Raw genomic sequence first — 25,995 nt, 5'->3', positions numbered from 1 at the left:
TGCCCACACGGCCCTGAGGGCGTCTCCGCCGCCCCGTGGCGGCCACCGGGCCGTCCGGGGAGCCAGGGACGGCGGGCGGCGCCCCAGCGTCGTCCGGAGCCCGCGGCAGGCCCCGTTACGGCAGGACGAGGATCCGGCCGAGGTGCGACCGCTCCTCGATGAGCCGGTGCACGGCGGGCGCGTCGGCGAGCGGGAACCGGGCGTGGACGGCGGTGCGCAGCCGTCCGGACGCCGCGTGGCCGGCCAGTTCGGCCATCTCCGCGCGGGCCCGTTCCGGGGCCGCCGCGCGCCAGGCCAGCAGGGAGAACCCGACGACCGTCCTGAGCGCGAAGAGGCTGGTCACGGGGACGTCGAGCAGTTCGCTGCCGGCGGCACCGTAGACCACGACGCGGCCGAACGGCGCGAGCAGGTCGAGGCTCCGCCGCAGGATCTCGCCGCCGACGGAGTCCAGGACCAGGTCCACTCCCCCGGGCGCGACCTCGCGGACCCGCTCCGGCCAGTCGTCGGCCGAGTAGTCGACGGCGGCGTCGGCGCCGAAGGAGCGGACGAAGTCGAACTTGCCCGGTGAGCCGACCGCGGCGATCACCTTCCCGGCACCGAGGAGCTTGGCGAGCTGCACCGCGAGGTGGCCGATGCCGCCGGCCGCGGAGTGGACCAGGACGGTCTCGCCCGCGGCCAACTGGCCGGTGCGCAGCGTCCGGAGGGCGACCGGGGCGCCCATGGGGAGCATGCTGGCCACGCCGAGGTCCACCCCGTCGGGTACCGGGGCGAGCCACTGGGCGTCGGCGACGACCTGCTCGGCGAAGGCGTCCTCGCTCAGCGTCGCGACCCGCCGCCCGATCAACTCGCGGTCGACGCCGGGGCCGGCGGCCTCGACGGTGCCGACCACGTCGCCGGTGAGCCGGCCGGGCAACGGGCGCCGGAAGAGCGGTCCGGCGGCCGGCCCGCGCCGCATCCTGGTGTCGACGAAGTTCGCCCCGATCGCCTCGGTCCGCAGCAGCACCTCGCCGGGCCCCGGGGCGGGGACCTCGGCCTCCTCGCTCGTCAGGACGTCGGGGCCGCCGTACTCGTAGTAGCGCACGCGTCGCATGCCAGCTCTCCTCGGTGGTCGAAGAAACGCAGCGGTGGGTCGGCCCTGACCGGCGCGGCAGGCTCAACTGGACCGGCGGTCAGGTTATGTGCCGACCGTAGCCATTACTGGACCACTGGTCCAGTTGTTTCTGCGAAATGATGGCCCTCCGGCACCGACCGGGCGCCGAGGACACGGGACGGAGAGGGTGAGGGCCGATGGCGGAAGCCCGCCGCGAACGCGCCGACGCGGTACGGAACCGGCGCGCCATCCTGCTGGCGACCGAGGAGCTCCTGGCGCACCATCCGCCGGAGAAGATCTCGATGGAACAGGTCGCCGCCGCGGCCGGGGTCGGCAAGGGGACGGTCTTCCACCGCTTCGGCAGCCGGATGGGCCTGATGCTGGCCCTGATGGAGGAGCGGGCGGTGGCGCTGCGCGAGGCGGTCACCGACGGCCCGCCGCCGCTCGGCCCGGGCGCCGCCCCGCGGGAGCGGCTGCTCGCCTTCCTGGACGCCGTCGTCGAACTCGTCGCCCGCAACAAGGGCCTGCTGGCCGCGCTCTGCCACGCCACCACCACCGCCCAGCGCCCCGCCGACGACGCGCCGCGCGGCGAGCACCCCTTCCACGCCTTCTGGCACGGTCATGTCAGCGCCCTGCTCGCCGCGCAGCGCCCCGACCTGGACGCCGGGCTCCTGGCGCACTTCCTCATCGGGGCCCTGCAGAACGAGCGCGTCCTGCGGCTGCTGGAGCGCGGCGAGACCGTCCACGTGGCCGGGACGCTGCGCGCGTTGGTCACCGGACTGCTGGACGCCGCGCCGGCGGCCGACGAAGACGCGCCCGGGAGGCCGTGAGACCCGGCCGGCCGCGAGCCGCACCGGGGCGCGGAAAATTCACCCGCCCCGTCCCGCGGGCCGCGCCGCCACCCGAAAGACGGGACCGCGGGGCGACGCAACGCAGAGAACCGCAATACAAAGAACCCCTGAACCGTATTCCTACGATTCAGGGGTCCTTCATGGCTGTGGCGGCGCCAGGATTCGAACCTGGGAAGGCGAAGCCGGCAGATTTACAGTCTGCTCCCTTTGGCCGCTCGGGCACACCGCCGGGGGTGTCGTCCGGGATCCCGCTGTGGGGCGGTGTTCCCTGGCAACGACGTAAACCATACCCGATGACAGGGGGTGCTCTGCCACTCGATTCGGGAGCGCTGGATCTTGGCCGGGTGGCTAGGCTTGGCAGGCGGTCCGGGAAGGGCCGCATCCCTGATGGATCTACGTACGAGGAGCCAATCCACCATGGCCGACTCCAGTTTCGACATCGTCTCGAAGGTCGAGCGGCAGGAGGTCGACAACGCCCTCAACCAAGCCGCCAAGGAGATCTCGCAGCGCTACGACTTCAAGGGCGTGGACGCGTCGATCCAGTGGTCGGGCGAGAAGATCGAGATGCGGGCCAGCGCCGAGGAGCGGGTGAAGGCCGTCCTGGACATCTTCCAGTCCAAGCTGATCAAGCGCGGCATCTCGCTCAAGGCGCTGGACGCCGGCGAGCCGCAGGCGTCGGGCAAGGAGTACAGGATCTCCGCCTCGATGGAGGAGGGCATCTCCCAGGAGAACGCGAAGAAGGTCGCCAAGATCATCCGCGACGAGGGGCCGAAGGGCGTCAAGGCGCAGGTGCAGGGCGACGAGCTGCGCGTCACCTCCAAGAGCCGGGACGACCTGCAGGCCGTCCAGCAGCTGCTGCGCGGCAAGGACCTGGACTTCGCGATCCAGTTCGTCAACTACCGCTGAGCGTCCCCGCCGAGGGCGGGTGACGGGCGGGAGCCGTTGGGGCGGCGCGACACGGGAGCGCGCCGCCCCAACGGCGTTGCGGGACACGGGGGTTGACCTCAAGCCTGGTCGAGGTCGCAGGGTGGTCGCATGACTGCCGACACGCCTTTCCCCACGTCTCCTTCCACGCCCGCATCGTCGCCGGCCGGGTTCCGGGTCGATGTGTTCCCCGACGTCCGGCGTCCGGACGCCGGGGCGGTGCTGATCGGCGAGTGGGACACGGGTGGGCCGGAGCGGCAGCGGGCGGTGATGGACGGGGTGGCCCGCGCCTGGGCGGAGGCGCCGCTGCCGGACGGGTTGCTGTCCCGGGTGCTGTTCACCGGGACGGACGGGCGGAACGTGCTCAACTACGGCCAGTGGACCAGCCATGCGGCGCGCCGGGAGTTCCTGCGGACCGGGGCCGCGGGGCTGACGGACCGGCTGGCGGCGGTACTGGACGGCGTCGGGGGCGTCGGCACCGGCGGGCCGGGGACGGCGCGATCGCCTCGTACTTCCACCTCTCCGAGGACGGCACCCGGGTCGTCGACTACAGCGAATGGGCCGACCCGCAGTCCCACCAGCGGGTGGTGGACACCCGACTGCTGGACGGCGGGCCGGTGATGCGCTTCCTCGGCGGGCTGGACGGCGTGGAGCCGCTGGGCTTCCGGCGGTTCACGGCCCCGAGGGGGCTGGTGCGCGCCCTGCCGGCCTGAGGGTCAGCGGGTGGCGAACGGCTGGTCGGTGGGGACGATCTCGCGGCCCAGCGGCAGCAGGGAGAGCGGGATCATCTTGAAGTTGGCGATGCCCAGCGGGATGCCGATGATCGTCACGCACTGGGCGACGCCGGTGACGATGTGGCCCAGGGCCAGCCACCAGCCCGCGAAGACGATCCAGATCAGGTTGCCGATCGCCGAACCGGCGCCGGCGTCCCGGCGCTCCACGGTCGTCCGGCCGAACGGCCACAGGGCGTAGCCCGCGATACGAAAACTGGCAACGCCGAACGGGATCGTGACGATCAGTACGCAGCAGATGACTCCGGCGATGACGTAGCCGACCGCCATCCAGAAGCCGCTGAGGACCAGCCAGAGGATGTTGAGGATGAACTTCATGATCGGCAGCCTTCCAGGGGCAGGTCGGGGAGTGGTTCCGCCGTCCTAGACGCCGCCGGCCGCGGGAAACGTTGCGTGTTTCGCGCGCCTGTCCCCCAAGGGCGGTCGGCGATCGACCTCAGGGGCGGTGATGGCCGGCCATCTGCTCCAGCCGGGCGATGCGCTCGCGCATCGGCGGGTGGGTGGAGAAGAGGCGGGAAAGGCCCTCACCGCGGCGGAACGGATTGGCGATCATCATGTGGCCGGCGGTCTCCAATCGGGGCTCGGGGGGCAGCGGGAGCTGCTGGGTGCCGATCTCCAGCTTGCGGAGCGCGGAGGCCAGGGCGAGCGGGTCGCCGGTGAGCTGGGCGCCGGAGGCGTCGGCCTGGTACTCGCGGGAGCGGCTGACGGCGAGCTGGATCAGCGAGGCCGCCACCGGGCCGAGGATCATGATCAGCAGTGTGCCCAGGAGGCCCGGGCCCTCGTCGTCATCGTCGGAGCGGCCCACGGGGATCAGCCAGGCGAAGTTGACCAGGAACATCACGACCGAGGCCAGCGCGCCGGCGACGGAGGAGATCAGGATGTCGCGGTTGTAGACGTGGCTGAGTTCGTGGCCGATGACGCCGCGCAGCTCGCGCTCGTCGAGGATCCGCAGGATGCCGTCGGTGCAGCAGACCGCGGCGTTGCGCGGATTGCGGCCGGTGGCGAAGGCGTTGGGGGCCTGGGTCGGGGAGATGTACAGCCGCGGCATGGGCTGGCGGGCGGCGGTCGAGAGCTCGCGGACCATGCGGTAGAGCTGGGGCGCCTCGAACTCGCTGACCGGGCGGGCCCGCATCGCGCGCAGGGCGAGCTTGTCGCTGTTCCAGTACGCGTAGGCGTTGGTGCCCACGGCGACCAGGACCGCGACGATCAGGCCCGTACGGCCGAAAAGACTGCCGATGACGATGATGAGTGCGGACAGTCCCCCGAGGAGTACGGCGGTCCTGAGCCCGTTGTGCCGGCGGTGCACGGTACGCCCTCCAAGTGGTGCGGCAGGGGAACCCTTTGCTTCGTTTCTCCACTCTCCAGTGGACCCTTACTCACTGGTCAACGCGAGAGGGGCGGGGGTGGTTCCCCGGCCCGTGCCTGGTCGGAGGGCGGGCGGGGCACGGCCGGAGGGGTGACCGGTGGGCGGACGGGGCCGCCGTCCGCCGTACGGCGGGGCGGGCCCTACAGGAGGGCGCCGGCGGCGAACCGGAGGACGAGCTGGGGGGCGCCGGAGAGGGCGACGCCCAGCACGGTGGCGAGGGTCAGGGCGGTGGTGAGGGCCGCCGGGATCGGGGCGCGGGGCGCTCCGGCGGGCTCGCCGGCCGGGGTCTCGGCGGGCCGGAAGAGGACCGCCGTCCACTGGAGGTAGTAGTAGAGCGCGATCACGACGTTCACGGCCATGACGACGGCCAGCCAGCCGAGCCCGGCGTCGACCGCCGCGGAGAAGACCGTCACCTTGGCGAACAGGCCGATGATGCCCGGCGGCAGGCCCGCGAGGCACAGCAGGAAGAAGCCGAGGGCGAGCGCCACCAGGGGGCGGCGATGGTAGAGGCCCCGGTAGTCGGCGAGGCGGTTGGCGGGGCTGGTGCGGGCCACCAGGGCGGCGACGGCGAAGGCGCCGAGGTTCACCGCGGCGTACATCAGGGCGTAGGCGACGGTCGCGCCGATGGCGTGCGCGGGGTCGTGGGCGTAGCCGGCCGCGGCGATCGGGACCAGCAGGTAGCCGGCCTGGCCGACGGAGGACCAGGCGAGCAGGCGGATCGCGCTGTGGGCGCGGTCCGGGTCCTGGCGGAGGGCGGCGGCGTTGCCGACGGTCATGGTGAGCGCGGCCAGCACGGCCAGCGCCGGGCCCCAGACGTCCGCGTAGGCGGGGAAGCCCTGGACGGTGACCAGGATCAGGCCGGAGAAGCCGACGGCCTTGCCGACCACGGAGAGGTACGCGGCGATCGGCAGCGGCGCGCCGACGTAGGTGTCGGGCACCCAGAAGTGGAACGGGGCGGCGGCGGTCTTGAAGGCGAAGCCGACGAGGGTGAGCGCGACGCCGGCGCTGGCCAGGGTGGCCAGGCGGGGGTCGGGGAGGGCGGCCAGGGCGTGCGCCACCCGGGAGAGGTGGAGGCTCCCGGTGGCCGCGTAGACGAAGCTGACACCGAGGAGCATCACGGCGGTGGCGGCCACCGAGGAGAGGAAGAACTTCAGTGCCGCCTCGGAGGAGAGCCGGTCGCCGCGGCGCAGCCCGACCAGGGCGAAGGCGGGCAGCGAGGCGACCTCCAGGGCGATGACCAGGGTGGCCAGGTCGCGGGAGGCGGGCAGCAGGGCGGCGCCGGCCGCGGAGGAGAGCAGCAGGAACCAGTACTCCCCGGCGGGCAGGTCGTGGTCCTTGAGGGTGTCGATGGACAGCAGCGCCGTCAGGAGCGCGCCGCCGAGCACCAGGAACTGGACGATCAGGGTGAAGTGGTCGGCCACGTAGCTGCACGCGTCGGGGGTGCCGGTGAGGCAGAAGGTGCGGCGGCGGCCGTCCAGGAGGGGCAGCAGCAGGAGCGCGGAGGCGGCCAGGCCGGCGGTGGCGAGCCAGCCCAACAGGGGCTTCCGGGCGGTCGGCAGGAAGAGGTCGGCGACCAGCACCACCAGGGCGACGGCGGCGGTGAGGGTGGGCGGGGCGATGGCGAGCCAGTCGACGGACTGGACCAGCGAGGTGACCTGACTCATCACTTACCGCCTCCGAGGAGCTGCTGGACGGCCGGGTTGGTGAGGCCGAGGAGGGCCGCGGGCCACAGTCCGGCGAGGACGGTGAGGACGGCCAGGGGGCTCCAGGCCGCGTATTCGTAGCGCGCGAGGTCGGGGAGGGCGGGGGCGGTGGCCGGCCCGCCGGTGTCCTGCGGGGAGGTCGGGGCCTTCAGGGTGCCGCCCATGCAGACCCGGCGGACGACCAGCAGCAGGTACGCGGCGGTCAGCAGCGTGCCGAGGCCGGCCAGCGCCATGAACGTCAGGAACGCGGGGCGGCTGAGGCCGGCGGCCGGGTGGAAGGCGCCGAACATCGCCAGCATCTCGCCCCAGAAGCCGGCCAGTCCGGGCAGGCCCAGGGAGGCGACGGCGGCGAAGGCGAGCAGGCCGCCGAAGCGGGGCGCGCGGCCGTAGAGGGCAGCGCCGGTGGTGCCCGCCAGGGTGTCCAGGTCGGTGCTGCCCAGGCGGTCCTTGAGGCCGCCGACGAGGAAGAAGAGCAGGCCGGTGATCAGGCCGTGGGCGATGTTGGCGAACAGCGCGCCGTTGACGCCGGTGGGGGTCATGCTGGCGATGCCGAGCAGGACGAAGCCCATGTGGCCGACGGAGCTGTAGGCGATCAGGCGCTTGAGGTCGCCCTTGGCGCCGGTGCGGACGAGGGCGAGGCAGGCCAGCGAGCCGTAGACGATGCCGACGGCGGCCAGCGCGGCGAGGTAGGGCGCGAAGGTGTGCATGCCGTCGGGCGTGATCGGCAGCGCGATCCGCACGAAGCCGTAGGTGCCCATCTTCAGCAGGACGCCGGCCAGCAGCACCGAGCCGACGGTGGGGGCGGCGGTGTGCGCGTCCGGCAGCCAGCTGTGCAGCGGCCACATCGGGGACTTGACGGCCAGTCCGATGCCGACGGCGAGCACCGCGACGAGTTGCACGGTGTGGCTGAGCTGGGCTTTCGGGCCGTTGTCAGTGGCCAGTGCGACCATGTCGAAGGTGCCGGATTTCACGCCGATGAGGAGGAGGCCCAGCAGCATGACGACGGAGCCGAGCAGCGTGTAGAGGATGAACTTCCAGGCCGCCGCCTGCCTTCCGGCGCCGCCCCAGCGGGCGATGAGGAAGTACATCGGGACGAGGACCATCTCGAAGGCGAGGAAGAAGAGCATCAGGTCCAGGACGGCGAAGGTCGCGAGGGTGCCGGATTCCAGGACGAGGATCAGCGCGACGAATGCCTTGGGGGACGGGCCCGTTGGCATGTTGAAGTAGCTGTAGAGGGCGCAGAGGAAGGTCAGCAGCGCGGTCAGGACGACGAGGGGGAGAGAGATGCCGTCGACGCCGAGGTGGACACGGATGCCCAGCGCCGGGATCCAGCTGAGGTCGGTGGTGGCCTGCATACGCGCCGGGTGACCGTGGTCGAAGCCGACGGCCAGCGCGAGGGTCGCGGCGAACACCACGCCGGTGACGGTCACGCCGTGGCGCAGCACGGCCTGGTCGGGGTTCTTCCCCTTCAGGCCGGGCGGGGCCGGCAGCAGCGCGGCGAGCGCGCCGATCAGGGGGAGCACGACGGAGCCCGCGAGGAGGATCTGCAGGGCGGTGTGGTTCACGGGTCAGGCCCTCCTGCGGGGTTCGGCTCCGGCGAGGCAGGCCACGAGGAGTGTCGGCTGGGGGTGCGGGGGTCGGCCCCCGGGGGATGGCGGCACGGTCAGGCTCCCGTGCCCGTGGCGACGAGGACGGCGGCGACGCCCAGGACGAGCGCGCCGGCCAACAGCGCCCCGAGGTAGGTCTGCACGTTGCCGGTCTGGGCGCGGCGGACGGCGGCGCCCAGCCAGCGGGGGGCGGTGCCCGCGCCGCTGACGTAGGTGTCGACGACGGCGCGGTCCAGGAAGCGGACCAGCTCCGCGGCGGCGCGGACGGGCCGGACGAACAGCGCGGAGTAGACCGCGTCGAGGTGGAAGCCGGCGGCCGCGTGGCGGTGCAGCGGGCCCAGCAGGAGCCGGCCGGGGTCGGCCGGGTCCGGGGCGCCGGCGGCGTCGCCGTAGGCCGGGGGGTGGGTGACGATGGCCAGTTCCTCGGCGAGCGCGGGGGTGGCGTCCTCCGCCACGGCCACCACGCCGAGCGGGGTGCGGGTGGCGAGGGCACTGGTGTGGCGCCAGGCGGCGTAGGTGATCAGGCCGCCGACGAGGGCGACACCGGTGCCCAGCACGGAGGTGGTGAGGGTCGGGGTGAGCGAGCGCCCGTCGAACCAGGCGGGCAGGAAGGTGGCGGTCAGGCCGAAGCCGACGGTGGGGAGGAAGAGCACCCACAGCACGGCGGTCATCGCGCGCGGCTGCGGGCCGTGGTCGGGGGCCTCGGGGCCGGTCCCGCGGAACGTCAGCAGCCACAGCCGGGTGGCGTAGGCGGCGGTGAGGAGGGCGGTGAGCAGTCCGGAGACCAGGACGGTCCAGCCGGCGGAGCCGGGGATGCCGGCCGCGTGGCCGGTGGCGGCGTGCTCGGCGGCGCCCAGGACGGCTTCCTTGGAGAAGAAGCCGGCGAACGGCGGGATGGCGGCGAGCGCGAGCAGCGCGACGGTGACCGTCCAGAAGGCGTCCGGGATACGCCGGGCCAGGCCGCCCATCCGGGACATGGCGGCCAGCGAGTTGGTGCCCGCGGCGTGGATGATCACGCCCGCGCCGAGGAAGAGGAGGGCCTTGAACGCACCGTGCGACAGGAGGTGGAAGACGGCGGCGCCGCGGTCGCCGACGGCCAGCGCGCCGGTCATGTAGCCGAGCTGGCCGACGGTCGAATAGGCCAGCACGCGCTTGATGTCGTCCTGGGCGAGCGCGGCCAGGGCGGAGCCGACCATGGTCACCGCGGCCATCACGGCGAGCACGACCAGCGCCGCGGCGGAGGCGGCGAAGACCGGCAGCAGGCGGGCGACGACGTAGACGCCGGCGGCGACCATCGTCGCGGCGTGGATGAGCGCGGAGACCGGCGTCGGGCCGGCCATCGCGTCCGGGAGCCAGGTGTGCAGCGGGAACTGCGCCGACTTGCCGGCGACGCCGGCCAGCAGCAGCAGCGCGATCAGCGTCGGGTGGTGCAGGCCGTCGCGGGCGACGTGGCCCAGGATGCCGGTGATCCGGAAGGTCCCGGCGTCGGCGGCCAGCGCGAAGATGCCGAAGAGGAAGGGCACGTCGCCGAGCTTGGTGACGAGGAACGCCTTCAGGGAGGCGGCGCGGGCGGCCTCGGTCTCCCAGTAGTGGCCGACGAGGAAGTACGAGCAGATGCCCATGACTTCCCAGCCGACCAGCAGCACCATCAGGTCGCCGGTGTAGACGACCAGCAGCATCGCGGAGGTGAAGAGCGAGACCAGGGCGGCGTAGGAGGGGTAGCGCGGATCGTCGCGCAGGTACGCCGTGGAGTAGATCTGCACGCAGGTCGCCACCACGCCGACGAGGACGCCGATCAGCGCGGCGAAGCCGTCGACGTGCAGCGCCAGGTCGACGGGGAGCGAGCCGGTCGGGGTGAGCCGGGTGGCGACGTCGGTGGCCGGTCCGCCGCCCTGGCCGACGGCGACGGCGACGGTCAGCACCGCCGCGGCCAGCGTCGGCAGCACCGCCAGCGGCCGGACGAAGCCGGGCGAGCGCCGCCCCAGGAGGAGGCCGACGACGGCTCCGAGGAAGGGCAGGAGGGGGGCGAGTACGGCGGTGGTCGTGAGAGTCACGCGGTGGCCTCCGCCCCGGTGTCCGGCTGCGGCTGCCGTGGTGCGTCCGCGCTGCCCGCACCGTCCGGGCCGGACGGCCGCTCGGCGAGGTCGCGGAGCCGGTCGATGTCGGAGCTGCCGCGGTTGCGGTAGACGAGCAGCACGATCGCCAGCCCGATGCCGATCTCGGCGGCGGCGACGGCGATGGTGAAGAGGGTGAGCGCCTGGCCGGCGTGCAGGGTGTCGCGCAGCCAGACGTCGAAGGCGACGAGGTTGAGGTTGACGGCGTTGAGCATCAGCTCGACGGACATCAGCACCAGGATCGCGTTGCGGCGCGCGAGCACGCCGTACAGGCCGGTGCAGAAGAGGAGGACGGCGAGGACCGCCGGGTACGCGAGATGCATCAGAGCCGCCCCTCCCGCGCGGCGGGCGCCGAGGTCTCGGCGGCGCCCTTCGCGCCGCCGCCCCGGCGGGACAGCGCGACCGCCCCGACCAGCGCGGCGAGCAGCAGGACGGAGAGCGCCTCGAAGGGCAGCACCCAGAAGCGGAACAGGCTGCGCCCGGCGGCCTCCGCGGAGCCCTGAACGACCCCGTCGAGGTCGATCCAGGTGGCGCGGAAGGCGTCGACGACAACCCAGACCAGGGCAGCGGCCGAGGCGCCGGCCACCGTCAGCGCGGCCCAGCGGTTGCCGGAATCGGCGTCCGGGGACGGGCCGATGGGCGCCTTGGTGAGCATCAGCCCGAACAGCAGCAGCACGACCACCGACCCGACGTAGATCAGCACCTGCACCCAGGCGATGAACTCGGCGGTGAGCAGGAGGTACTCCACGGCGATCCCGCCGAGGGCGACCACCAGCCACAGCGCGGCGTGCACCAACTGCCGGGAGCCGACGGTCATCAGGGCCGCGCCGAGGGTGGCGATGCCGACGAGGACGAAGGCGATCTCGACGCCGGTGGGCGAGAGGAAGCCGTGGCTTGCGGCGGCGAGCGTCACGTTCCCTCCTGGGTGTCGGTCGGGTCAGCGGTGCTGACCGGGGGCGGTTGCGGGGCGGCGGCCTGCTGGGCGGCGAGCTTGTCCGCGGCCTTGCGGGCGGCAGCGATCTCCTTGGGCTCCTCGGCCGCCGGGTCCAGCGCGGGCGGCTCGGGCACCGTCCACATCCACTCGCGCAGCTTGTCGCGCTCGTGGGTGAGCTCGCGGATGTCGGTCTCGGCGTACTCGAACTCCGGCGACCAGAACAGCGCGTCGAAGGGGCAGACCTCGATGCAGATGCCGCAGTACATGCACAGCGCGAAGTCGATCGCGAAGCGGTCCAGGACGTTGCGGCTGCGCTCCCGGCCCCCGGGGGCGGCCGGCGGCACCGTCTCCTTGTGGGAGTCGATGTAGATGCACCAGTCGGGGCACTCGCGGGCGCACAGCATGCAGACCGTGCAGTTCTCCTCGAACAGCCCGATGACGCCGCGGGTGCGCGGCGGGAGGTCGGGCTGGACGTCCGGGTACTGCGCGGTGACGGACTTCCGCGTCATCGTGCGGAGCGTGACGGCCAGACCCTTGGCCAGGCCGGAACCGGGGATACCCATCAGGAGATCACCACCTTGACGATGCCGGTGAGGGCGATCTGGACGAGCGCCAGCGGGATCAGGACCGTCCAGGCGAGCTTCTGCAACTGGTCCTCGCGCAGCCGCGGGTAGGTGACCCGCAGCCAGATGACGACGAAGGCCAGCGCCACGGTCTTGACCAGCGTCCACAGCCAGCCCAGGCCGTCGGCGCCGAACGGGCCGTGCCAGCCGCCCAGGAAGAGGACCGCGGTCAGCGCGCTGAGCACGACGATGCCGGCGTACTCGGCGAGCAGGAAGAGCGCGAAGCGCAGCCCGGTGTACTCGGTGTACGCGCCGAAGATGATCTCCGAGTCGGCGACCGGCATGTCGAACGGCGGTCGCTGGAGCTCGGCGAGCCCGGCGGTGAAGAACACCACGCCGCCGATGATCTGCCACGGCACCCACCACCAGTGGAAGGCGTCGAGGATGCCGGGCAGCGCGAGGGTGCCGGCGGCCATCGCGACGGACGCGGCGGCCAGCAGCATCGGCAGTTCGTAGGCGAGCAGCTGCGCGGCCGTCCGCAGACCGCCGAGCAGCGAGAACTTGTTGGCCGAGGCCCAGCCCGCCATCAGGGAGCCGAGCACGCCGACGCCCATCACGGCGAGCACGTAGAAGACGCCGGCGTCGAGCGCCTGCCCGACGGCGTTGCCCGGCCCGATCGGGATGGCGACCATGACCAGGAGGTAGGGCAGCAGGGCGACCGCGGGCGCGAGCTGGAAGATCCGCCGGTCGGCGCCGGTCGGGACGACGTCCTCCTTCTGCGCGAACTTCACGCCGTCGGCGACCAGCTGTGCCCAGCCGTGGAAGCCACCGGCGTACATGGGGCCGAGGCGGCCCTGCATGTGGGCCATGACCTTGTGCTCGGTCTGGCCGATGACCAGCGGGAAGACCAGGAAGACGACGAAGATGGCGAGCAGGCGCAGCACCAGGGCGAGGGTGTCGCTCACGGGGTGTCGCCTCCTTCGTCTTCGGGCCGTCGGGCGGGCGGTGCGTCGGACCGTTGCGGGGCGGCGTCCGGCGCCGGTGCCGCTTCCGGACCCGGCGGGGCCGTCGGCTCGGGGGCCTCGGCCGGTCCGGGCTCGGGGGCCGGCGCGGGCTTCCCGGCGGCCTCGGCTTCTTCGAAGGCCGGGCGGGCGTGGTGCCAGGGCGCGTCGGCGGAGCGCGGTGGCGCGGCGGGGCGCCGGGCGGCCGGGGTGCCCTCGGCTGCGGTGTCCTTGGGCGCGGTGTCCGGGGACGCGGTGGGCTCGGGCGCGGCGGCCTCGGCTGCGGCCGCCTGCTGGCTGACCGAGCCCTGGCTCACCGACCGGTTGCGACGGGGCGGCCGGTCCGGGCGCGCGGCGCGGGCCGGGCGTTCGGCCGGGGCACCGGCCGCCGCCTCGATGGCCGCCGCCTCGGTCTCCGCCGTCTGCTGGCTCGCCGAGCCCGCGCTCACGGACCGGGTGCGCCGGGCCGGGCGCTCGCCCGCGGCCCCCGCCGCCCGGGCGCCGCGGGCCGGCCGCGCCGGGGCGGGCGGCAACTGGCCCTTGAGCGGGCCCCACTCGTTGGGGTCGGGCACCCCCGGCGGCAGCATCTGCCGCCGCTTGGGCCCGCCGGGCGCCGCGGGCTCCCCCGGCTCCTTGGCGCCCGGCCACGCCTTCGCGACCCGGGCCGCCAGGACGAAGTCCTTGCGCAGCGGATGGCCCTCGAACGTGTCCGGCAGGAGCAGCGGTACTAGGTGCGGATGGCCGGCGAAGTCCACGCCGAACATCTCGTGGGTCTCGCGCTCGTGCCAGCCGGCGCCCGCGAACACGCCCACGGCGGTGGGCAGCACGGGCGCGTCGTGCGGCACGGTGGTGCGGACGATCAGCCGGCGGACGGCGCCCGGGTGGGCGACATCGGCGAGGTGGGCGCAGATCCGGAAGCCGGTGCCGGGCTCGTCGACGGCGCTCAGCCAGTCGAAGTAGGTGCAGCCGAGCTCGTCGCGGGCGACGGTCAGCGCGCCGATCCAGGCGTCCGCCGGGACGTCGACGGTCAGCAGGTCGTAGGCCAGCTCCGCGGTGGCACCGGCGCCGAAGAGGGCGCCGGCCGGGCGCGGCAACCAGCCGACCGCCTGCTGCTCCTCGGCGGGCGGCTCGGCCGGGTCGGCCGGCTGCTGGGGCTGCTCGGTCATCGGGCCCCCTCCCCCGCGGTCCCGGCAGTACCGGACGCGTCCGGGGACGGGGCGGCCGGCGGGGTCACCAGGCCGCTGCGGAGCGCCGCGGCGGACGGCCGGGCGGCACGCTGGTAGCGCTCGCCGAGCGACTCGCGGGCGATCTTCTCCTGGAGCTTGAGGATGCCCTGGAGCAGCGCCTCCGGACGGGGCGGGCAACCGGGCACGTAGACGTCCACCGGGATGATCTGGTCGACGCCCTTGGTGACCGCGTACGAATCCCAGTAGGGGCCGCCGCAGTTGGAGCAGGCGCCGAAGGAGATGACGTACTTCGGCTCGGGCATCTGCTCGTAGAGCCGCTTGACCGCGGGCGCCATCTTGTCGGTTACGGTGCCGGAGACGACCATCAGGTCCGCCTGGCGCGGTCCGGGCGCGAACGGGATCACGCCGAGCCGGATGAAGTCGTGCCGGGCCATGGACGCGGCGATGAACTCGATGGCGCAGCAGGCCAGGCCGAAGTTGAAGACCCACAGGCTGTAGCGGCGGCCCCAGTTGAGGACCACCTTCATGGGTTCGGGGGCCAGCCGGGCCAGCGCGCCGAGGCGCCGCGGCTCCGGCAGGAACTCAGGGGCGACGCTCCCGGGCACGGTCTCGGAGCCGGCGGAAGCGGGGGTCACGTCCATTCCAGGACGCCCTTCTTGTACGCGTAGAGCAGGCCGACGGCGAGGAAGCCGAGGAAGATGAACATCTCCACCAGCGTCACAGCGCCGTATCCGGGCGCGGCGAAGACCGTCGCCCAGGGGAACAGGAAGATCGAGTCGACGGCGAAGACGACGTAGAGGAAGGCGTAGACGTAGTAGCGGACCTGGGTGTGCGCCCAGCCCTCGCCGACCGGATCCACGCCGCACTCGTACGTCAGCAGTTTCTCGGGCGTGGGCACCACGGGCCGCAGCAGCCGCCCGGCCCCGAAGGCCACAGCGACGAACAGCACCCCGACCACGGCGATGATCCCGACGGCCGAATAGCCCAGGAAATAGTCCGCGGCGACGGTGGTGCGTACGGTCGTGTCCGGCACGTCCGCCCCTCGCTCCCTGACTGCGCTTCTTGAAACGACTTTTACACGATCTGTACGGACGCGAGTCTAGGCCCTGCCCCGGCCGCGTAGAGCAGCCGTGTCATCGCCGACGGTGGGGTCGGCCCCGCTTCGCCCTTCCTGGGTGGCCGGCAGCGTAGACGGCGGGCCAGGTTGTCTCACCAGGCGTCTCACGAATCGGACGGCAGGCGTCCGGTGGGCGGACCGGGTGGGCGGGCGCCGCCGTGCGTCGGCGGCCCGTCGGTCAGCGCGGGGTGCCGCCGCCGTACGCGGCGCGCGGGTCGGCGGACGGCGGGGGCGCCTGGGGGTGCGGCTGGTACGGGGACGGGTGCGGGGGCTGGTGCTGTGGGTGCTGCTGGTGCGCCGGGGGTCGGGGTGGCGGTGCGGTCGGGGGCCGGACCGCCGGCGGGGGCGGGGCGTAGCGCTGCGCGGCCGGTGCCGCGTGCGGCTGCTGCGCGGGGGCCGGGTGCGGCGGCCGGCGCCGGGCCGGGTCCCGGGAGACCGCGCGGTCCATGACCTCGGCCGCGATCCGCGCCGCCGCCTCCCGTGTGCGGGCGCCCAGCAGCTCGCTGCGGATGGCGCCGCCCGCCGCCAGATGGCGGTCGTAGGGCAGCGGCAGCACCGCCGCGCCGCCGGCGCCCAGATGCCCGGCGGCCTTGCGGACGTCGACGCCGCTGTCCGGCGAGGAGTGGGTGAGCACCACGACCGTGGTCGGCAGCAGACCGGGGTGCAGACCACCGACCCAGTCCAGTACCGAGCGGGTGGCGGCCACGCCCTCCGGGGTCGCCGGGGTGACCAGGACCCGGGCCTGGGTCGTCACCAGCGCGGTGCGGGCCACCTCGGCGGGCAGCGTCTCGCAGTCCACCACCGTGGCGGCGAAGTGGCGGCGCAGCGAGGTCATCACCACGCGGTAGGTGTCGAGGTCCAGCCGGGTGCCGATGGCGCCCTGGCTGCCGGGCAGCAGCCAGCCGCCGCCGGCGAACGGGAGGAGGTAGCCCGTCAGGTCCGTGATCAGCATCGACGGATCGAGGATCTGCGCGAGGTCGCTGCCCGACCAGCGGACCTCGCGGGCGCCGAGCCGGTGCGGGAGCGTGCCCAGCGCCGGGTCGGCCTCGACGGCGAGCACCGGATCGGGGCGGTAGTGCGCGAAGGTCAGCGCGAGCAAGGCGGCGACGGTGGACTTGCCGGCGCCGCCGCGGATGCTGGACACCGCGATCTGCCGGCCGCTGGAGACCGGTTGCTGGATGGCGTGCGCGGCCTGGGTCAGGGCGGCGGTCTCGGCGGCGGGCGAGGACGCGAACACCCGGCGCAGGGCCCGGCCCGCGCGCCGGGGCAGCGGGTCGCCGCGGCGCGGCCGGGGCTGTCCGTCGGCCAACTCGGGCGGCAGCAGCGGCACGGAGACCGGCGTCCGCGCGGGCAGCCCGGAGCGCCCGTAGTGCCCGGGGGCGGGCGCGGATCCGGGGCCCACCGGGTGCGACGAGGCCGGCGCGGCGGGGCCCGGGGCGGCCCCCGGGGCGGGCGCGACCGGCGGCAGCGGGGCGACGGCCGGCGGAACCGGGGCGGCCGGAGGCGCCGGAGGAACTGCCGTGCCTGATGGGACTGGTGGGACTGGTGGAGCCAATGGCTCCAATGGGGCCGATGGAGCCGATGGGGTCTGGATGACCTGGCCGGCCTGGATGATCTGACCGGTCAAGGCGACCTGAGGGGCCGGCGGGGGCGGGGACGCCGGCGGTGCTGCCGGGGCCGGGGCCGCGGGAGCCGGCGCGGACGCAGCCGCAGCGGGCGCGGTCGCCGGCGCGGTCGTCGGCGCGGTCGTCGGCGCGGGGTCGAACGGGGACGGTTCGGCCGCCGCGGGCATCATCTGGGGCGGCGGCGACATCGAGGGCAGGGCCGGCGTCGGGGTCGACATCGGCGTCGGGCTCTGGCTCGGCGTCGGCGCAGCCGGCGGCATCGGTACGGCCGCGGGCAGCGCGCCCGGCGCCCCGCCGGCCACCACCGCACCACCAGCGCCTACAGAACCACCCGAACCGGCAGGACCACCCGGCCCGGCAACACCGCCCACTGCCGGCGTACCCGCGGCAGCTGCCGGCTGTGCCGTGCTCTCCGTCGTCATCCGGCCCTCACCTCCTCCCGGTCTTCGCCCTGCGTTCCGAACTCCCCGGGCCGGCCGGAACGTTCCGCCGGCGCCGGGTCTTCACAGGATGTCCCCGTCGTCCCCGCCGACCGCGTCGTCCCCGCCGACCTCATCGCCTCCGCCGGCACCGACCCTCTCCTTCCCACGACCGCTCCCGACCGCTCCCGACCGCTCCCGACCGTCCCGATCGCTTCCGGCCACTTCCAGTCGCTCCCGACCGCTTCCGGCCGTTCCCCACTGCTCCGGACCGCTCCGGTCGTTCTCCGCTCCGTGCCTCCTCGCCCGCAGCTCCGCTCCCGTCAGGAACCGCCCAGCAGCAGCCCGTAGAGCCCGAACGCGCCGAGGCCCACGGGGATCAGCGCCACCATGCTGACCGACTCCACCAGATCCAGCCAGCGCCGCAGCCGGTTCCGCAGCGGTTCCGGCAGCCGGACGGCGAGCGCCGCCACCGGCAGGGCGACCAGCAGGCCCAGCGCGGCGAGCGCGAGCGCCGGGGCGCCGCCGTCCGTCGCGCAGAGCAGGACCAGCCGCACGCAGACGGCCGTTCCGGCGGCGAGCAGCGCGATCACCTCCGCGGCCAGGGGATAGGCACGGGCCCGGGAGAACAGGACGACGGCCAGCAGCAGGGCGGTGAGCACCGTCCAGAGCCCGGGCGCGCCCGCCGCGAGCACACCGGCCGCGCCGGCCGAGGCCGCCAGCGCCACGGTGGCCGGGGCCAGTCCCCGGTGGGCGGCGGCCAGCGCGGCGGCCGCCCGGTGGCGACCGACCGTCGCGGTGCCGGCGTGCCGGTCGTCCAGCCCGGTCAGCCCCGCCGCGCGCAGCGCCAGCCAGGGCAGCGACCCGAGGGCGAGGACGGAGAGGAATCCGAGGGCGACGCCGGTGCGGACCGGGTCGGTCAGGGCCAGCAGCAGTTCCCAGGCGCCCACCGTGAGCGCGAGCGTGGCCGCGCCGGCGAGGCCGCCGCGGCCGAGGCCGGTGCGGAGGCCGAGCAGGGCCAGCCCGACCGCGGCGACGAGTCCGGTGGCGGCGAGCCGGACGGCACCGCCGGGGGCCGCCTGCCAGCCGGCGACGACGCCGAGGGTGCCGCCGATGAGCAGCAGGGCGGTGCCGGCGGCGCGCCGGGCGGGCGCCGCGGTGAGCGCCGCGCCGCCGCCCGCGGCCAGGACGGCCGTGCCGCCCAGCCAGAGGGCGGCGCCGGCGCCGTACCAGGTGCCCGCCGCGATCCCGGCGACGGCGGCGAGCAGCACGCTCGCGGTGAGAGCGGTCCGGGTCCGGCAGCGGTCGTCCCAGTGCGGGCTGTCCTGGGGGCCGGCCGGGCCGGCGGGCGCCGTCGGGGCCGCGGTCCGGGCGCTGCCGCCGCACTGTCCGGGGCCCGCGTCCGCACCCGGCGTCGCACTCGTCATGTCCACGCGGCCGTTCTGCACCGCAACACCATACGGTCCCGGTGCCGCGCCCTGTCCACAGCGTCGCGCGCCAACCCGGGCCGCCCGGGCGGAAGGTGGGGGAAACCCCCCGCCCGCCACCCGACGGCCCCCATGGCAGAGCGGTGCCGGGCCCGGCAAGCTGGGGCGTATGACGGAAAGTTCCCAGCTCGCTGCCGACACCGACGCCGCCGACGGGGCGCCGCTCCCACCCCCGCGGGCGCCGCTCGACCGCTGGACCTGGCGGGAGATCGGATATCTGCTGGCCAACCTCCCCCTGAGCGTGACGGCGTTCGTGGTGCTGGTGGTCTGGTTGGTGCTCGGGCTCGGACTCTCCGTCACGGTCGTCGGACTGCCGCTGCTGGCCCTGGGACTGACGGCCTGTCGGTTCTACGGGAAGCTGGAACGGGCCCGGGCGCGGGCCTGGCTCGGGGTGGCGGTGGCCGAACCGAGCCCGCTGCGACTGAGCCAGCACGGGTTCTTCGGGTGGCTGTGGGCGCGGCTGAAGGACCCGGTGGCCTGGCGGCACGCGCTGTTCGCGGTGATCCGGCTGCCGTGGGGCATCCTCACCTTCTCCCTCGTCCTGGTCTCGCTGCTCGTGGGCTGGCCGGTGCTGCCGTGGCTGGCCCGCTGGCTGGCCAACGTGGACCGGGCGATGGTGCGCGGACTGCTGCCGCCCTCCGACGAGTTGGAGCGGCGGATCGCGGAGCTGGAGTCGGACCGGATGACGGTCACCGACACCGCCGCCGCCGACCTGCGGCGGATCGAACGGGATCTGCACGACGGCGCGCAGGCCCGGCTGGTGGCGCTCGCCATGGGCCTCGGCCTGGCGAAGGAGAAGCTCGCCGAGGGGCAGGCCGACGAGAGCGTGGCCGCGATGGTGGACGAGGCGCACGGCGAGGTGAAGCTGGCGCTCCAGGAGCTGCGCGACCTGGCCCGCGGCATCCACCCGGCGATCCTCACCGACCGTGGCCTGGGCCCGGCGCTGACGTCGCTGGCCGGGCGCTGCACGGTGCCGGTCACCACCTCCGTGGACCTGGCCGAACGCCCCGCACCGGCCCTCGAGGGGATCGTCTACTTCACCGTCTCGGAGCTGCTGCAGAACGTCTCCAAGCACAGCGGCGCACGGCAGGCGTCGGTGGAGGTGTGGCGGTCCCGGGACCGGCTGCTGCTCCAGGTGCAGGACGACGGGAGGGGCGGCGCGCGGCTCGACGGCGGCAGCGGGATGGCCGGGCTCGCGGACCGACTGGGGTCGGTGGACGGGCTGTTCGTGCTGGATTCGCCGGCGGGCGGGCCGACCCGGGTGACGGCCGAGGTGCCGTGGCGCCCGCGGCCGGAGGCGGGGGCGGCGCCGGGCACGGGCCGGCGCTGAGCGGGGCGCGGACCCTTCCGCCGGGGTGGGGAAAACCCCCGGCGGAAGACTGCGAGCACCCTCATGGCCCGGGCGGCGCCGGTCGTCGACCCTGGAGGGAGCCGGCAGGGGCCGGTCGGGAACCGCCGGAATCGCCGGCACGGACGCCACGGCAGAACGGACGGACGAGACAGACATGGACACCGCGTACTCCGCGCACCACCCCACCCGCCCACCGCGGCCCCGCGGCCACCGGGTGCCGGTGGGGCTGCGCGCCCCGTTCGCCGGGCGCACCTGGCGGGAGTTCCTCCACCTCTGCCTGAGCCTCCCGGTGGCCAGCGTGATGTTCGGCTACGCGATCGCCGTGGTCTCGACGAGCGCCGGCCTGCTGATCACGTTCCTGGGCATCCCGGTGCTGGCCGGCGGGCTGGCCGGCGCCCGCGGGCTGGGCGCCCTGGAGCGGGCCCGGGCGCGGGCGCTGCTGGGGCTGGACGTGGCCGCCCCGGAGCCGCTGCGCCCCTCGAAGCCGGGCCTGATGGCGTGGGTCGGCGCGGTCCTCAAGAGCGGGGCGTCCTGGCGGCACCTGCTCTATGCGTTCGTGCACTTCCCGTGGGCGCTGTTCGCGTTCGTCGGCTCGGTGACGTTCTGGTCGGTGGGCTGGGCGCTGCTGAGCTTCCCGTTCTGGTACTGGCTCGCCCCCTCGTACGCCTCCCTGCCGGGGATCCAGCTGTGGGGGGACGGGACCACCGTCCTGTATGTGAGCCCGACGGTGGCGGCCATGGTGAGCGGGGTGTTCGGGCTGCTGATGGTGCTGGCCGGGCCGTGGGTGTTCCGCGGGCTGACGCAGGTGGACCGGCTGCTGGTGCGCGGGCTGCTGGGGCCGTCGCCGCTGGCCACCCGGGTCATCGAGCTGGAGTCGGACCGCGGGGTGGTGGTGGACACCGCCGCCGCCGACCTGCGGCGCATCGAGCGCGACCTGCACGACGGGGCGCAGGCCCGGCTGGTGGCGCTGGCGATGGACCTCGGACTGGCCAAGGAGAAGCTGGCCGAGGACCCGCAGGCGGCGGCGCGGATGGTGGACGAGGCGCACGGCGAGGTGAAGGTCGCGCTCCAGGAGCTGCGCGACCTGGCCCGCGGCATCCACCCGGCGATCCTCACCGACCGCGGCCTGGGCCCGGCGCTGTCCGCACTGGCCGGCCGGTGCACGGTGCCGGTCACCGTCGAGGTGGACCTGGACCGCCGCCCGGCCCCGGCCATCGAGGGCATCGCCTACTTCACCGTCTCCGAACTGCTCCAGAACGTCGCCAAGCACAGCGGGGCGGACCGTGCGGCGGTGGACGTCTGGCACACCGCGGACCAGCTGATGCTGATGGTGTCGGACGACGGCCGGGGCGGGGCGAGCACCGAGGCCGGCGGCGGGCTGGCCGGGCTCGCCGAGCGGTTGAACTCCGTCGACGGCCTGCTGGTCGTGGACTCCCCGGCGGGCGGCCCGACCACGGTCACCGCCGAGCTGCCCTGGCGCGGCTGACCGACGACCGGCGGACGACCGGCGGACGACCGGCGAACGACCGACGGGGAGCGACCGGGGAGAACGATCGGAGGACACGATCGGGGTGGGGCCGGGACGGGGGTCCGGCCCCACCCGCCTTTCCCCGGCCGCCGCCCACCCCCGCCCCTGTCCTCTCCCCTCACCTTCCTCCCCCTTCCTCCCCCGTCTTCCGCCTTCCGCGCCGCCGCGCGTCGTTCCTCTTCTCCCCCTCACCCGCCCGCCGCGTTCCGGATGCTGGAATGCTGGGGGACGGCAGGCTGGACCGTGGGAAACGTGGGGAAACGAGGTCGTGGGGGACGTGTCGGTCGTGGAGGACAGGGTGCGGGTGGTCATCGCCGAGGACTCGGTGCTGCTGCGGGAGGGTCTGACGCGGTTGCTGACCGACCGCGGGCACGAGGTCGTGGCGGGCGTGGGCGACGGCGAGGCGCTGGTGAAGACGGTCGCCGAGCTGGCCGCCGCGGGCGCCCCGCCGGACGTGGTGGTGGCGGACGTGCGGATGCCGCCGACCCACACCGACGAGGGCGTGCGGGCCGCGCTCCGGCTGCGGCGGGACCACCCCGGGGTCGCCGTGCTGGTGCTGTCGCAGTACGTGGAGGAGCAGTACGCCACCGAGCTGCTGGCCGGGTCGAGCCGGGGCATCGGGTATCTGCTCAAGGACCGGGTCGCCGAGGTGCGGGAGTTCGTGGACGCGGTGGTCCGGGTGGCCCGCGGCGGCACCGCGCTGGACCCGGAGGTGGTGGCGCAGCTGCTGGGCCGCAGCCGCAAGCAGGACGTGCTGGCGCACCTGACGCCGCGGGAGCGCGAGGTCCTGGGGCTGATGGCCGAGGGGCGGACCAACGCGGCGATCGCCCGGCAGCTGGTGGTCAGCGACGGCGCGGTCGAGAAGCACGTCAGCAACATCTTCCTGAAGCTGGGGCTGACGCCGAGTGACGGGGATCACCGTAGGGTGCTCGCCGTCCTCACCTACCTCAATTCCTAACCACCTTGTCGGATATTCGTGATGTGCCGATCCACCAGCAGCGGAGGGGCAGGACGTAGAACGATGGTCCTAGCACCAATGGACGAGGTCGGTGCGTCACGGGGACAGGCGCGACGAGGGCAGTGATTCGATGACAAAACATGACAGAGCGGTGTCTCATCCCGGCGTCCACGATGTGGCCGGACCAGGGAAGGGCACCCTTACCCAAGTACGATGGTTATGGGACAACCGGTCGGTACGACCCGTCCCATGCCCTGCGTCCAGCGGGGACGCCGCACCCCTTGAGGGAGGTCCGAAGCAGTGACCAGCCAGGTCAGTAGCACAGCCGAACAGGCCGACGGAGCGCTAGTCGGGGAACAGCGCACGTCCGGCGACGGCGGCCCGGGCAAGGAAGTCCGGCGCCTGGACCGGGTGATCATCCGGTTCGCCGGCGACTCCGGTGACGGTATGCAGCTCACCGGTGACCGTTTCACCTCCGAGACGGCGTCGTTCGGCAACGACCTGTCGACGCTGCCCAACTTCCCCGCCGAGATCCGGGCCCCTGCCGGAACCCTCCCGGGCGTCTCCAGCTTCCAGCTGCACTTCGCCGACCACGACATCCTCACCCCCGGGGACGCGCCGAACGTCCTGGTGGCCATGAACCCGGCCGCGCTGAAGGCCAACATCGGCGACGTGCCGCGCGGCGCGGAGATCATCGTCAACACCGACGAGTTCACCAAGCGCCCGATGGCGAAGGTCGGCTACGACTCCAACCCGCTGGAGGACGGCTCGCTGTCGGCGTACAACGTCCACCCGGTGCCGCTGACGACGCTGACCATCGAGGCGCTCAAGGACTTCGGGCTCTCCCGCAAGGAGGCCGAGCGCAGCAAGAACATGTTCGCGCTGGGCCTGCTGTCGTGGATGTACCACCGGCCGACCGAGGGCACCGAGAAGTTCCTGCGGGCGAAGTTCGCCAAGAAGCCGAACATCGCCGAGGCGAACGTCACCGCCTTCCGGGCGGGCTGGAACTTCGGCGAGACCACCGAGGACTTCGCCACCTCCTACGAGGTCGCGCCGGCCACCGCCGCCTTCCCGACCGGCACCTACCGCAACATCTCCGGCAACCTCGCGCTGTCCTACGGCCTGATCGCCGCCGCGCGCCAGGCCGACCTGCCGCTGTACCTGGGCTCGTACCCGATCACCCCGGCCTCCGACATCCTGCACGAGCTGTCCAAGCACAAGAACTTCGGTGTGCGGACGTTCCAGGCGGAGGACGAGATCGCGGGCATCGGCGCGGCGCTGGGCGCGGCGTTCGGCGGCTCGCTGGCGGTCACCACGACCTCCGGCCCGGGCGTGGCGCTGAAGTCCGAGACCATCGGCCTCGCGGTGAGCCTGGAGCTCCCGCTGCTGATCGTGGACATCCAGCGCGGCGGGCCCTCCACCGGCCTGCCCACCAAGACCGAGCAGGCCGACCTTCTCCAGGCGATGTACGGGCGCAACGGCGAGGCCCCGGTGCCGATCGTGGCCCCGAAGACGCCCGCCGACTGCTTCGACGCGGCACTGGACGCGGCCCGGATCGCGCTCACCTACCGCACCCCGGTCTTCCTGCTCTCCGACGGCTACCTGGCCAACGGCTCGGAGCCCTGGCGGATCCCCGAGGTCGACGAACTCCCCGACCTGCGGGTGCAGTTCGCCACCGGCGCCAACCACGAGCTGGCGGACGGCACCGAGGTGTTCTGGCCGTACAAGCGCGACCCGGAGACCCTCGCCCGGCCCTGGGCCGTCCCCGGCACGCCCGGCCTGGAGCACCGCATCGGCGGCATCGAGAAGCAGGACGGCACCGGCAACATCTCCTACGACCCGGCCAACCACGACTTCATGGTCCGCACCCGCCAGGCGAAGGTGGACGGCGTCACCGTCCCCGACGTCGAGGTGGACGACCCGGTGGACGGGACCGGACAGGGCGCGAACACCCTCGTCCTGGGCTGGGGTTCGACCTACGGGCCGATCACCGCGGCGGTCCGGCGGGTCCGTGGCGCGGGGCAGCGGATCGCCCAGGCGCACCTGCGCCACCTCAACCCCTTCCCGGGGAATCTGGGCGAGGTCCTGGCGCGTTACGACAAGGTGGTCGTGCCGGAGATGAACCTCGGTCAGCTCGCCACTCTGCTGCGCGCCGAGTACCTCGTCGACGCGCGCTCGCACACCCAGGTCAGCGGGATGCCGTTCAAGGCAGAGCAGCTCGCGGAGGTCCTTAAGGAGGCCATCAATGACTGACACGGTCTCGGAGAAGCCCGCGCAGATCGAGGCGCTCTCCCTGGTGCCCAAGGCCACGGCGAAGCAGTCCATGAAGGACTTCAAGTCGGACCAGGAAGTGCGCTGGTGCCCCGGCTGCGGCGACTACGCCGTCCTCGCCGCCGTCCAGGGCTTCATGCCGGAGCTGGGCCTGGCCAAGGAGAACATCGTCTTCGTCTCCGGCATCGGCTGCTCCTCCCGCTTCCCGTACTACATGGACACCTTCGGGGTGCACTCCATCCACGGCCGCGCCCCGGCCATCGCCACCGGGCTCGCGTCCTCGCGCCGCGACCTGTCGGTCTGGGTGGTCACCGGTGACGGCGACGCGCTGTCCATCGGCGGCAACCACCTCATCCACGCCCTGCGACGCAACGTCAACCTCAAGATCCTGCTGTTCAACAACCGGATCTACGGGCTGACCAAGGGCCAGTACAGCCCCACCTCCGAGGTCGGCAAGATCACCAAGTCGACGCCGATGGGGTCGCTGGACGCGCCGTTCAACCCGGTCTCCCTGGCGCTGGGCGCCGAGGCGACCTTCGTGGCCCGCACCGTCGACTCCGACCGCAAGCACCTCACCTCGGTGCTGCGCGCGGCCGCCGCGCACCCCGGCGCGGCGCTGGTGGAGATCTACCAGAACTGCAACATCTTCAACGACGGCGCCTTCGAGGCCCTCAAGGACAAGGAGCAGGCCCAGGAGGCGGTGATCCGGCTGGAGCACGGGCAGCCGATCCGGTTCGGCACCCCGGCACCGGACGGCCTCGGTTCCAAGGGCGTGGTCCGCGATGCGGCCACCGGCGACCTCAAAGTCATCGACGTCACCGAGGCGGGCACCGACGGGGTCCTGGTGCACGACGCACACACCTCCTCCCCCACCACGGCGTTCGCCCTCTCCCGGCTGGCCGACCCCGACACCCTGTACCGCACCCCGATCGGTGTGCTGCGCGACGTCGAGCGGCCCGTCTACGACACGCTGATGGCCGAGCAGTTGGACACCGCCGTCGAGCAGAAGGGCAAGGGCGACCTGGGTGCCCTGCTGACCGGCAACGACACCTGGACGGTCGTCGGCTAGCCGACGCCCCGGCCGGACCCCTCCCGCGGGTGTCCGTGG

General features: G+C 73.8%; 24 protein-coding genes and 1 tRNA gene. 9 read left to right on the top strand and 16 right to left on the bottom strand.

What is annotated here, in order from left to right; genetic code table 11:
• Positions 1-115: 115 nt before the first annotated feature.
• On the bottom strand, positions 116-1,090 hold the full coding sequence (locus SNOUR_RS22170) for a quinone oxidoreductase family protein (RefSeq protein WP_067349943.1): 975 nt from the start codon (positions 1,088-1,090) through the stop codon (positions 116-118).
• A 197-nt stretch (positions 1,091-1,287) separates the two neighbouring features.
• On the opposite strand from SNOUR_RS22170, the gene SNOUR_RS22165 reads away from it, so the two are divergent.
• Positions 1,288-1,920, top strand: a complete 633-nt coding sequence (locus SNOUR_RS22165; RefSeq protein WP_067349939.1) for a TetR/AcrR family transcriptional regulator — start codon at positions 1,288-1,290, stop codon at positions 1,918-1,920.
• A 168-nt stretch (positions 1,921-2,088) separates the two neighbouring features.
• Here the strand turns inward: SNOUR_RS22165 and SNOUR_RS22160 are convergent.
• Positions 2,089-2,170, bottom strand: a tRNA-Tyr gene (locus tag SNOUR_RS22160).
• A gap of 188 nt (positions 2,171-2,358) precedes the next feature.
• On the opposite strand from SNOUR_RS22160, the gene SNOUR_RS22155 reads away from it, so the two are divergent.
• The 3 genes from SNOUR_RS22155 (at position 2,359) to SNOUR_RS48435 (ending at position 3,578) form a co-directional block, all read left to right on the top strand.
• Positions 2,359-2,847, top strand: a complete 489-nt coding sequence (locus tag SNOUR_RS22155; protein WP_039635280.1) for a YajQ family cyclic di-GMP-binding protein — start codon at positions 2,359-2,361, stop codon at positions 2,845-2,847.
• Between the two features lie 129 nt (positions 2,848-2,976).
• The gene (locus tag SNOUR_RS22150) at positions 2,977-3,486 is read left to right on the top strand and encodes a hypothetical protein (protein ID WP_067349937.1); all 510 of its coding nucleotides are present in this window, start codon (positions 2,977-2,979) and stop codon (positions 3,484-3,486) included.
• Positions 3,453-3,578: a hypothetical protein gene (locus tag SNOUR_RS48435; RefSeq protein WP_312633199.1), complete on the top strand. Its 126-nt coding sequence runs from the start codon at positions 3,453-3,455 to the stop codon at positions 3,576-3,578. The genes SNOUR_RS22150 and SNOUR_RS48435 overlap by 34 nt, the downstream gene beginning before the upstream one ends.
• A gap of 3 nt (positions 3,579-3,581) precedes the next feature.
• Here SNOUR_RS48435 and SNOUR_RS22145 read toward each other — a convergent pair whose 3' ends face one another.
• From SNOUR_RS22145 to SNOUR_RS22080, 14 genes are all read right to left on the bottom strand, one after another.
• On the bottom strand, positions 3,582-3,974 hold the full coding sequence (locus SNOUR_RS22145; protein WP_067349935.1) for a YccF domain-containing protein: 393 nt from the start codon (positions 3,972-3,974) through the stop codon (positions 3,582-3,584).
• A gap of 118 nt (positions 3,975-4,092) precedes the next feature.
• On the bottom strand, positions 4,093-4,962 hold the full coding sequence (gene htpX / locus SNOUR_RS22140; protein WP_039635276.1) for a zinc metalloprotease HtpX: 870 nt from the start codon (positions 4,960-4,962) through the stop codon (positions 4,093-4,095).
• 200 nt (positions 4,963-5,162) lie between these two features.
• On the bottom strand, positions 5,163-6,686 hold the full coding sequence (locus tag SNOUR_RS22135; protein ID WP_067349932.1) for an NADH-quinone oxidoreductase subunit N: 1,524 nt from the start codon (positions 6,684-6,686) through the stop codon (positions 5,163-5,165).
• A complete protein-coding gene (locus SNOUR_RS22130; RefSeq protein WP_067358629.1) occupies positions 6,686-8,275 on the bottom strand; it encodes a complex I subunit 4 family protein in 1,590 nt (529 codons plus the stop codon). Before SNOUR_RS22130 ends, SNOUR_RS22135 begins: the two co-directional genes overlap by 1 nt.
• A gap of 113 nt (positions 8,276-8,388) precedes the next feature.
• Entirely contained in the window at positions 8,389-10,386 is a 1,998-nt protein-coding gene (locus tag SNOUR_RS22125; RefSeq protein ID WP_067349929.1) for an NADH-quinone oxidoreductase subunit 5 family protein, read from the bottom strand.
• Entirely contained in the window at positions 10,383-10,769 is a 387-nt protein-coding gene (nuoK, locus tag SNOUR_RS22120; RefSeq protein ID WP_067349927.1) for an NADH-quinone oxidoreductase subunit NuoK, read from the bottom strand. The genes SNOUR_RS22125 and nuoK overlap by 4 nt, the downstream gene beginning before the upstream one ends.
• A complete protein-coding gene (locus tag SNOUR_RS22115) occupies positions 10,769-11,359 on the bottom strand; it encodes an NADH-quinone oxidoreductase subunit J family protein (protein WP_067349924.1) in 591 nt (196 codons plus the stop codon). The genes nuoK and SNOUR_RS22115 overlap by 1 nt, the downstream gene beginning before the upstream one ends.
• A complete protein-coding gene (locus SNOUR_RS22110) occupies positions 11,356-11,943 on the bottom strand; it encodes a NuoI/complex I 23 kDa subunit family protein (protein WP_067349921.1) in 588 nt (195 codons plus the stop codon). The genes SNOUR_RS22115 and SNOUR_RS22110 overlap by 4 nt, the downstream gene beginning before the upstream one ends.
• Entirely contained in the window at positions 11,943-12,908 is a 966-nt protein-coding gene (locus tag SNOUR_RS22105; RefSeq protein ID WP_067349920.1) for a complex I subunit 1/NuoH family protein, read from the bottom strand. The genes SNOUR_RS22110 and SNOUR_RS22105 overlap by 1 nt, the downstream gene beginning before the upstream one ends.
• Positions 12,905-14,110, bottom strand: coding sequence for an NADH-quinone oxidoreductase subunit C (locus tag SNOUR_RS22100; protein WP_067349917.1), 1,206 nt, complete (start codon positions 14,108-14,110; stop codon positions 12,905-12,907). The genes SNOUR_RS22105 and SNOUR_RS22100 overlap by 4 nt, the downstream gene beginning before the upstream one ends.
• Positions 14,107-14,772 carry an NADH-quinone oxidoreductase subunit B gene (locus SNOUR_RS22095; protein ID WP_067349914.1) on the bottom strand — a complete coding sequence of 222 codons (666 nt, stop codon included), beginning with the start codon at positions 14,770-14,772 and terminating at the stop codon, positions 14,107-14,109. The genes SNOUR_RS22100 and SNOUR_RS22095 overlap by 4 nt, the downstream gene beginning before the upstream one ends.
• Positions 14,763-15,164: an NADH-quinone oxidoreductase subunit A gene (locus SNOUR_RS22090; RefSeq protein WP_067349911.1), complete on the bottom strand. Its 402-nt coding sequence runs from the start codon at positions 15,162-15,164 to the stop codon at positions 14,763-14,765. The genes SNOUR_RS22095 and SNOUR_RS22090 overlap by 10 nt, the downstream gene beginning before the upstream one ends.
• 262 nt (positions 15,165-15,426) lie before the next feature.
• Entirely contained in the window at positions 15,427-16,650 is a 1,224-nt protein-coding gene (locus SNOUR_RS22085; RefSeq protein ID WP_312633184.1) for a CpaE/TadZ family protein, read from the bottom strand.
• A gap of 965 nt (positions 16,651-17,615) precedes the next feature.
• Positions 17,616-18,740, bottom strand: a complete 1,125-nt coding sequence (locus SNOUR_RS22080; RefSeq protein ID WP_067349909.1) for a secretion protein snm4 — start codon at positions 18,738-18,740, stop codon at positions 17,616-17,618.
• 148 nt (positions 18,741-18,888) lie between these two features.
• Between SNOUR_RS22080 and SNOUR_RS22075 the strand changes: the two genes are divergently transcribed.
• The 5 genes from SNOUR_RS22075 to SNOUR_RS22055 all read left to right on the top strand — a co-directional run bounded on the left by SNOUR_RS22075 (position 18,889) and on the right by SNOUR_RS22055 (position 25,956).
• Positions 18,889-20,109, top strand: a complete 1,221-nt coding sequence (locus SNOUR_RS22075; RefSeq protein ID WP_067349906.1) for a sensor histidine kinase AbrC1 — start codon at positions 18,889-18,891, stop codon at positions 20,107-20,109.
• A gap of 175 nt (positions 20,110-20,284) precedes the next feature.
• The gene (locus tag SNOUR_RS22070; RefSeq protein WP_067349903.1) at positions 20,285-21,616 is read left to right on the top strand and encodes a sensor histidine kinase; all 1,332 of its coding nucleotides are present in this window, start codon (positions 20,285-20,287) and stop codon (positions 21,614-21,616) included.
• 340 nt (positions 21,617-21,956) lie between these two features.
• Positions 21,957-22,616, top strand: coding sequence for a response regulator AbrC3 (locus tag SNOUR_RS22065; RefSeq protein ID WP_067358626.1), 660 nt, complete (start codon positions 21,957-21,959; stop codon positions 22,614-22,616).
• 300 nt (positions 22,617-22,916) lie between these two features.
• Positions 22,917-24,869, top strand: a complete 1,953-nt coding sequence (locus SNOUR_RS22060) for a 2-oxoacid:acceptor oxidoreductase subunit alpha (protein WP_067349901.1) — start codon at positions 22,917-22,919, stop codon at positions 24,867-24,869.
• Positions 24,862-25,956: a 2-oxoacid:ferredoxin oxidoreductase subunit beta gene (locus SNOUR_RS22055; protein WP_067349899.1), complete on the top strand. Its 1,095-nt coding sequence runs from the start codon at positions 24,862-24,864 to the stop codon at positions 25,954-25,956. The genes SNOUR_RS22060 and SNOUR_RS22055 overlap by 8 nt, the downstream gene beginning before the upstream one ends.
• Positions 25,957-25,995: the final 39 nt, after the last annotated feature.

Origin of the sequence: Streptomyces noursei ATCC 11455 (assembly GCF_001704275.1) — a bacterium.
Taxonomy (GTDB): domain Bacteria; phylum Actinomycetota; class Actinomycetes; order Streptomycetales; family Streptomycetaceae; genus Streptomyces; species Streptomyces noursei.
This window is presented reverse-complemented; position numbering and strand designations above follow the sequence as displayed.

Coding starts and splice junctions, on each gene's coding strand:
- SNOUR_RS22170 (WP_067349943.1), bottom strand. CDS start 1,090: ATGCGACGCGTGCGCTACTACGAGTACGGCGGCCCCGACGTCCTGACG.
- SNOUR_RS22165 (WP_067349939.1), top strand. CDS start 1,288: ATGGCGGAAGCCCGCCGCGAACGCGCCGACGCGGTACGGAACCGGCGC.
- SNOUR_RS22155 (WP_039635280.1), top strand. CDS start 2,359: ATGGCCGACTCCAGTTTCGACATCGTCTCGAAGGTCGAGCGGCAGGAG.
- SNOUR_RS22150 (WP_067349937.1), top strand. CDS start 2,977: ATGACTGCCGACACGCCTTTCCCCACGTCTCCTTCCACGCCCGCATCG.
- SNOUR_RS22145 (WP_067349935.1), bottom strand. CDS start 3,974: ATGAAGTTCATCCTCAACATCCTCTGGCTGGTCCTCAGCGGCTTCTGG.
- SNOUR_RS22135 (WP_067349932.1), bottom strand. CDS start 6,686: ATGAGTCAGGTCACCTCGCTGGTCCAGTCCGTCGACTGGCTCGCCATC.
- nuoK (WP_067349927.1), bottom strand. CDS start 10,769: ATGCATCTCGCGTACCCGGCGGTCCTCGCCGTCCTCCTCTTCTGCACC.
- SNOUR_RS22110 (WP_067349921.1), bottom strand. CDS start 11,943: ATGGGTATCCCCGGTTCCGGCCTGGCCAAGGGTCTGGCCGTCACGCTC.
- SNOUR_RS22100 (WP_067349917.1), bottom strand. CDS start 14,110: ATGACCGAGCAGCCCCAGCAGCCGGCCGACCCGGCCGAGCCGCCCGCC.
- SNOUR_RS22095 (WP_067349914.1), bottom strand. CDS start 14,772: ATGGACGTGACCCCCGCTTCCGCCGGCTCCGAGACCGTGCCCGGGAGC.
- SNOUR_RS22075 (WP_067349906.1), top strand. CDS start 18,889: ATGACGGAAAGTTCCCAGCTCGCTGCCGACACCGACGCCGCCGACGGG.
- SNOUR_RS22070 (WP_067349903.1), top strand. CDS start 20,285: ATGGACACCGCGTACTCCGCGCACCACCCCACCCGCCCACCGCGGCCC.
- SNOUR_RS22055 (WP_067349899.1), top strand. CDS start 24,862: ATGACTGACACGGTCTCGGAGAAGCCCGCGCAGATCGAGGCGCTCTCC.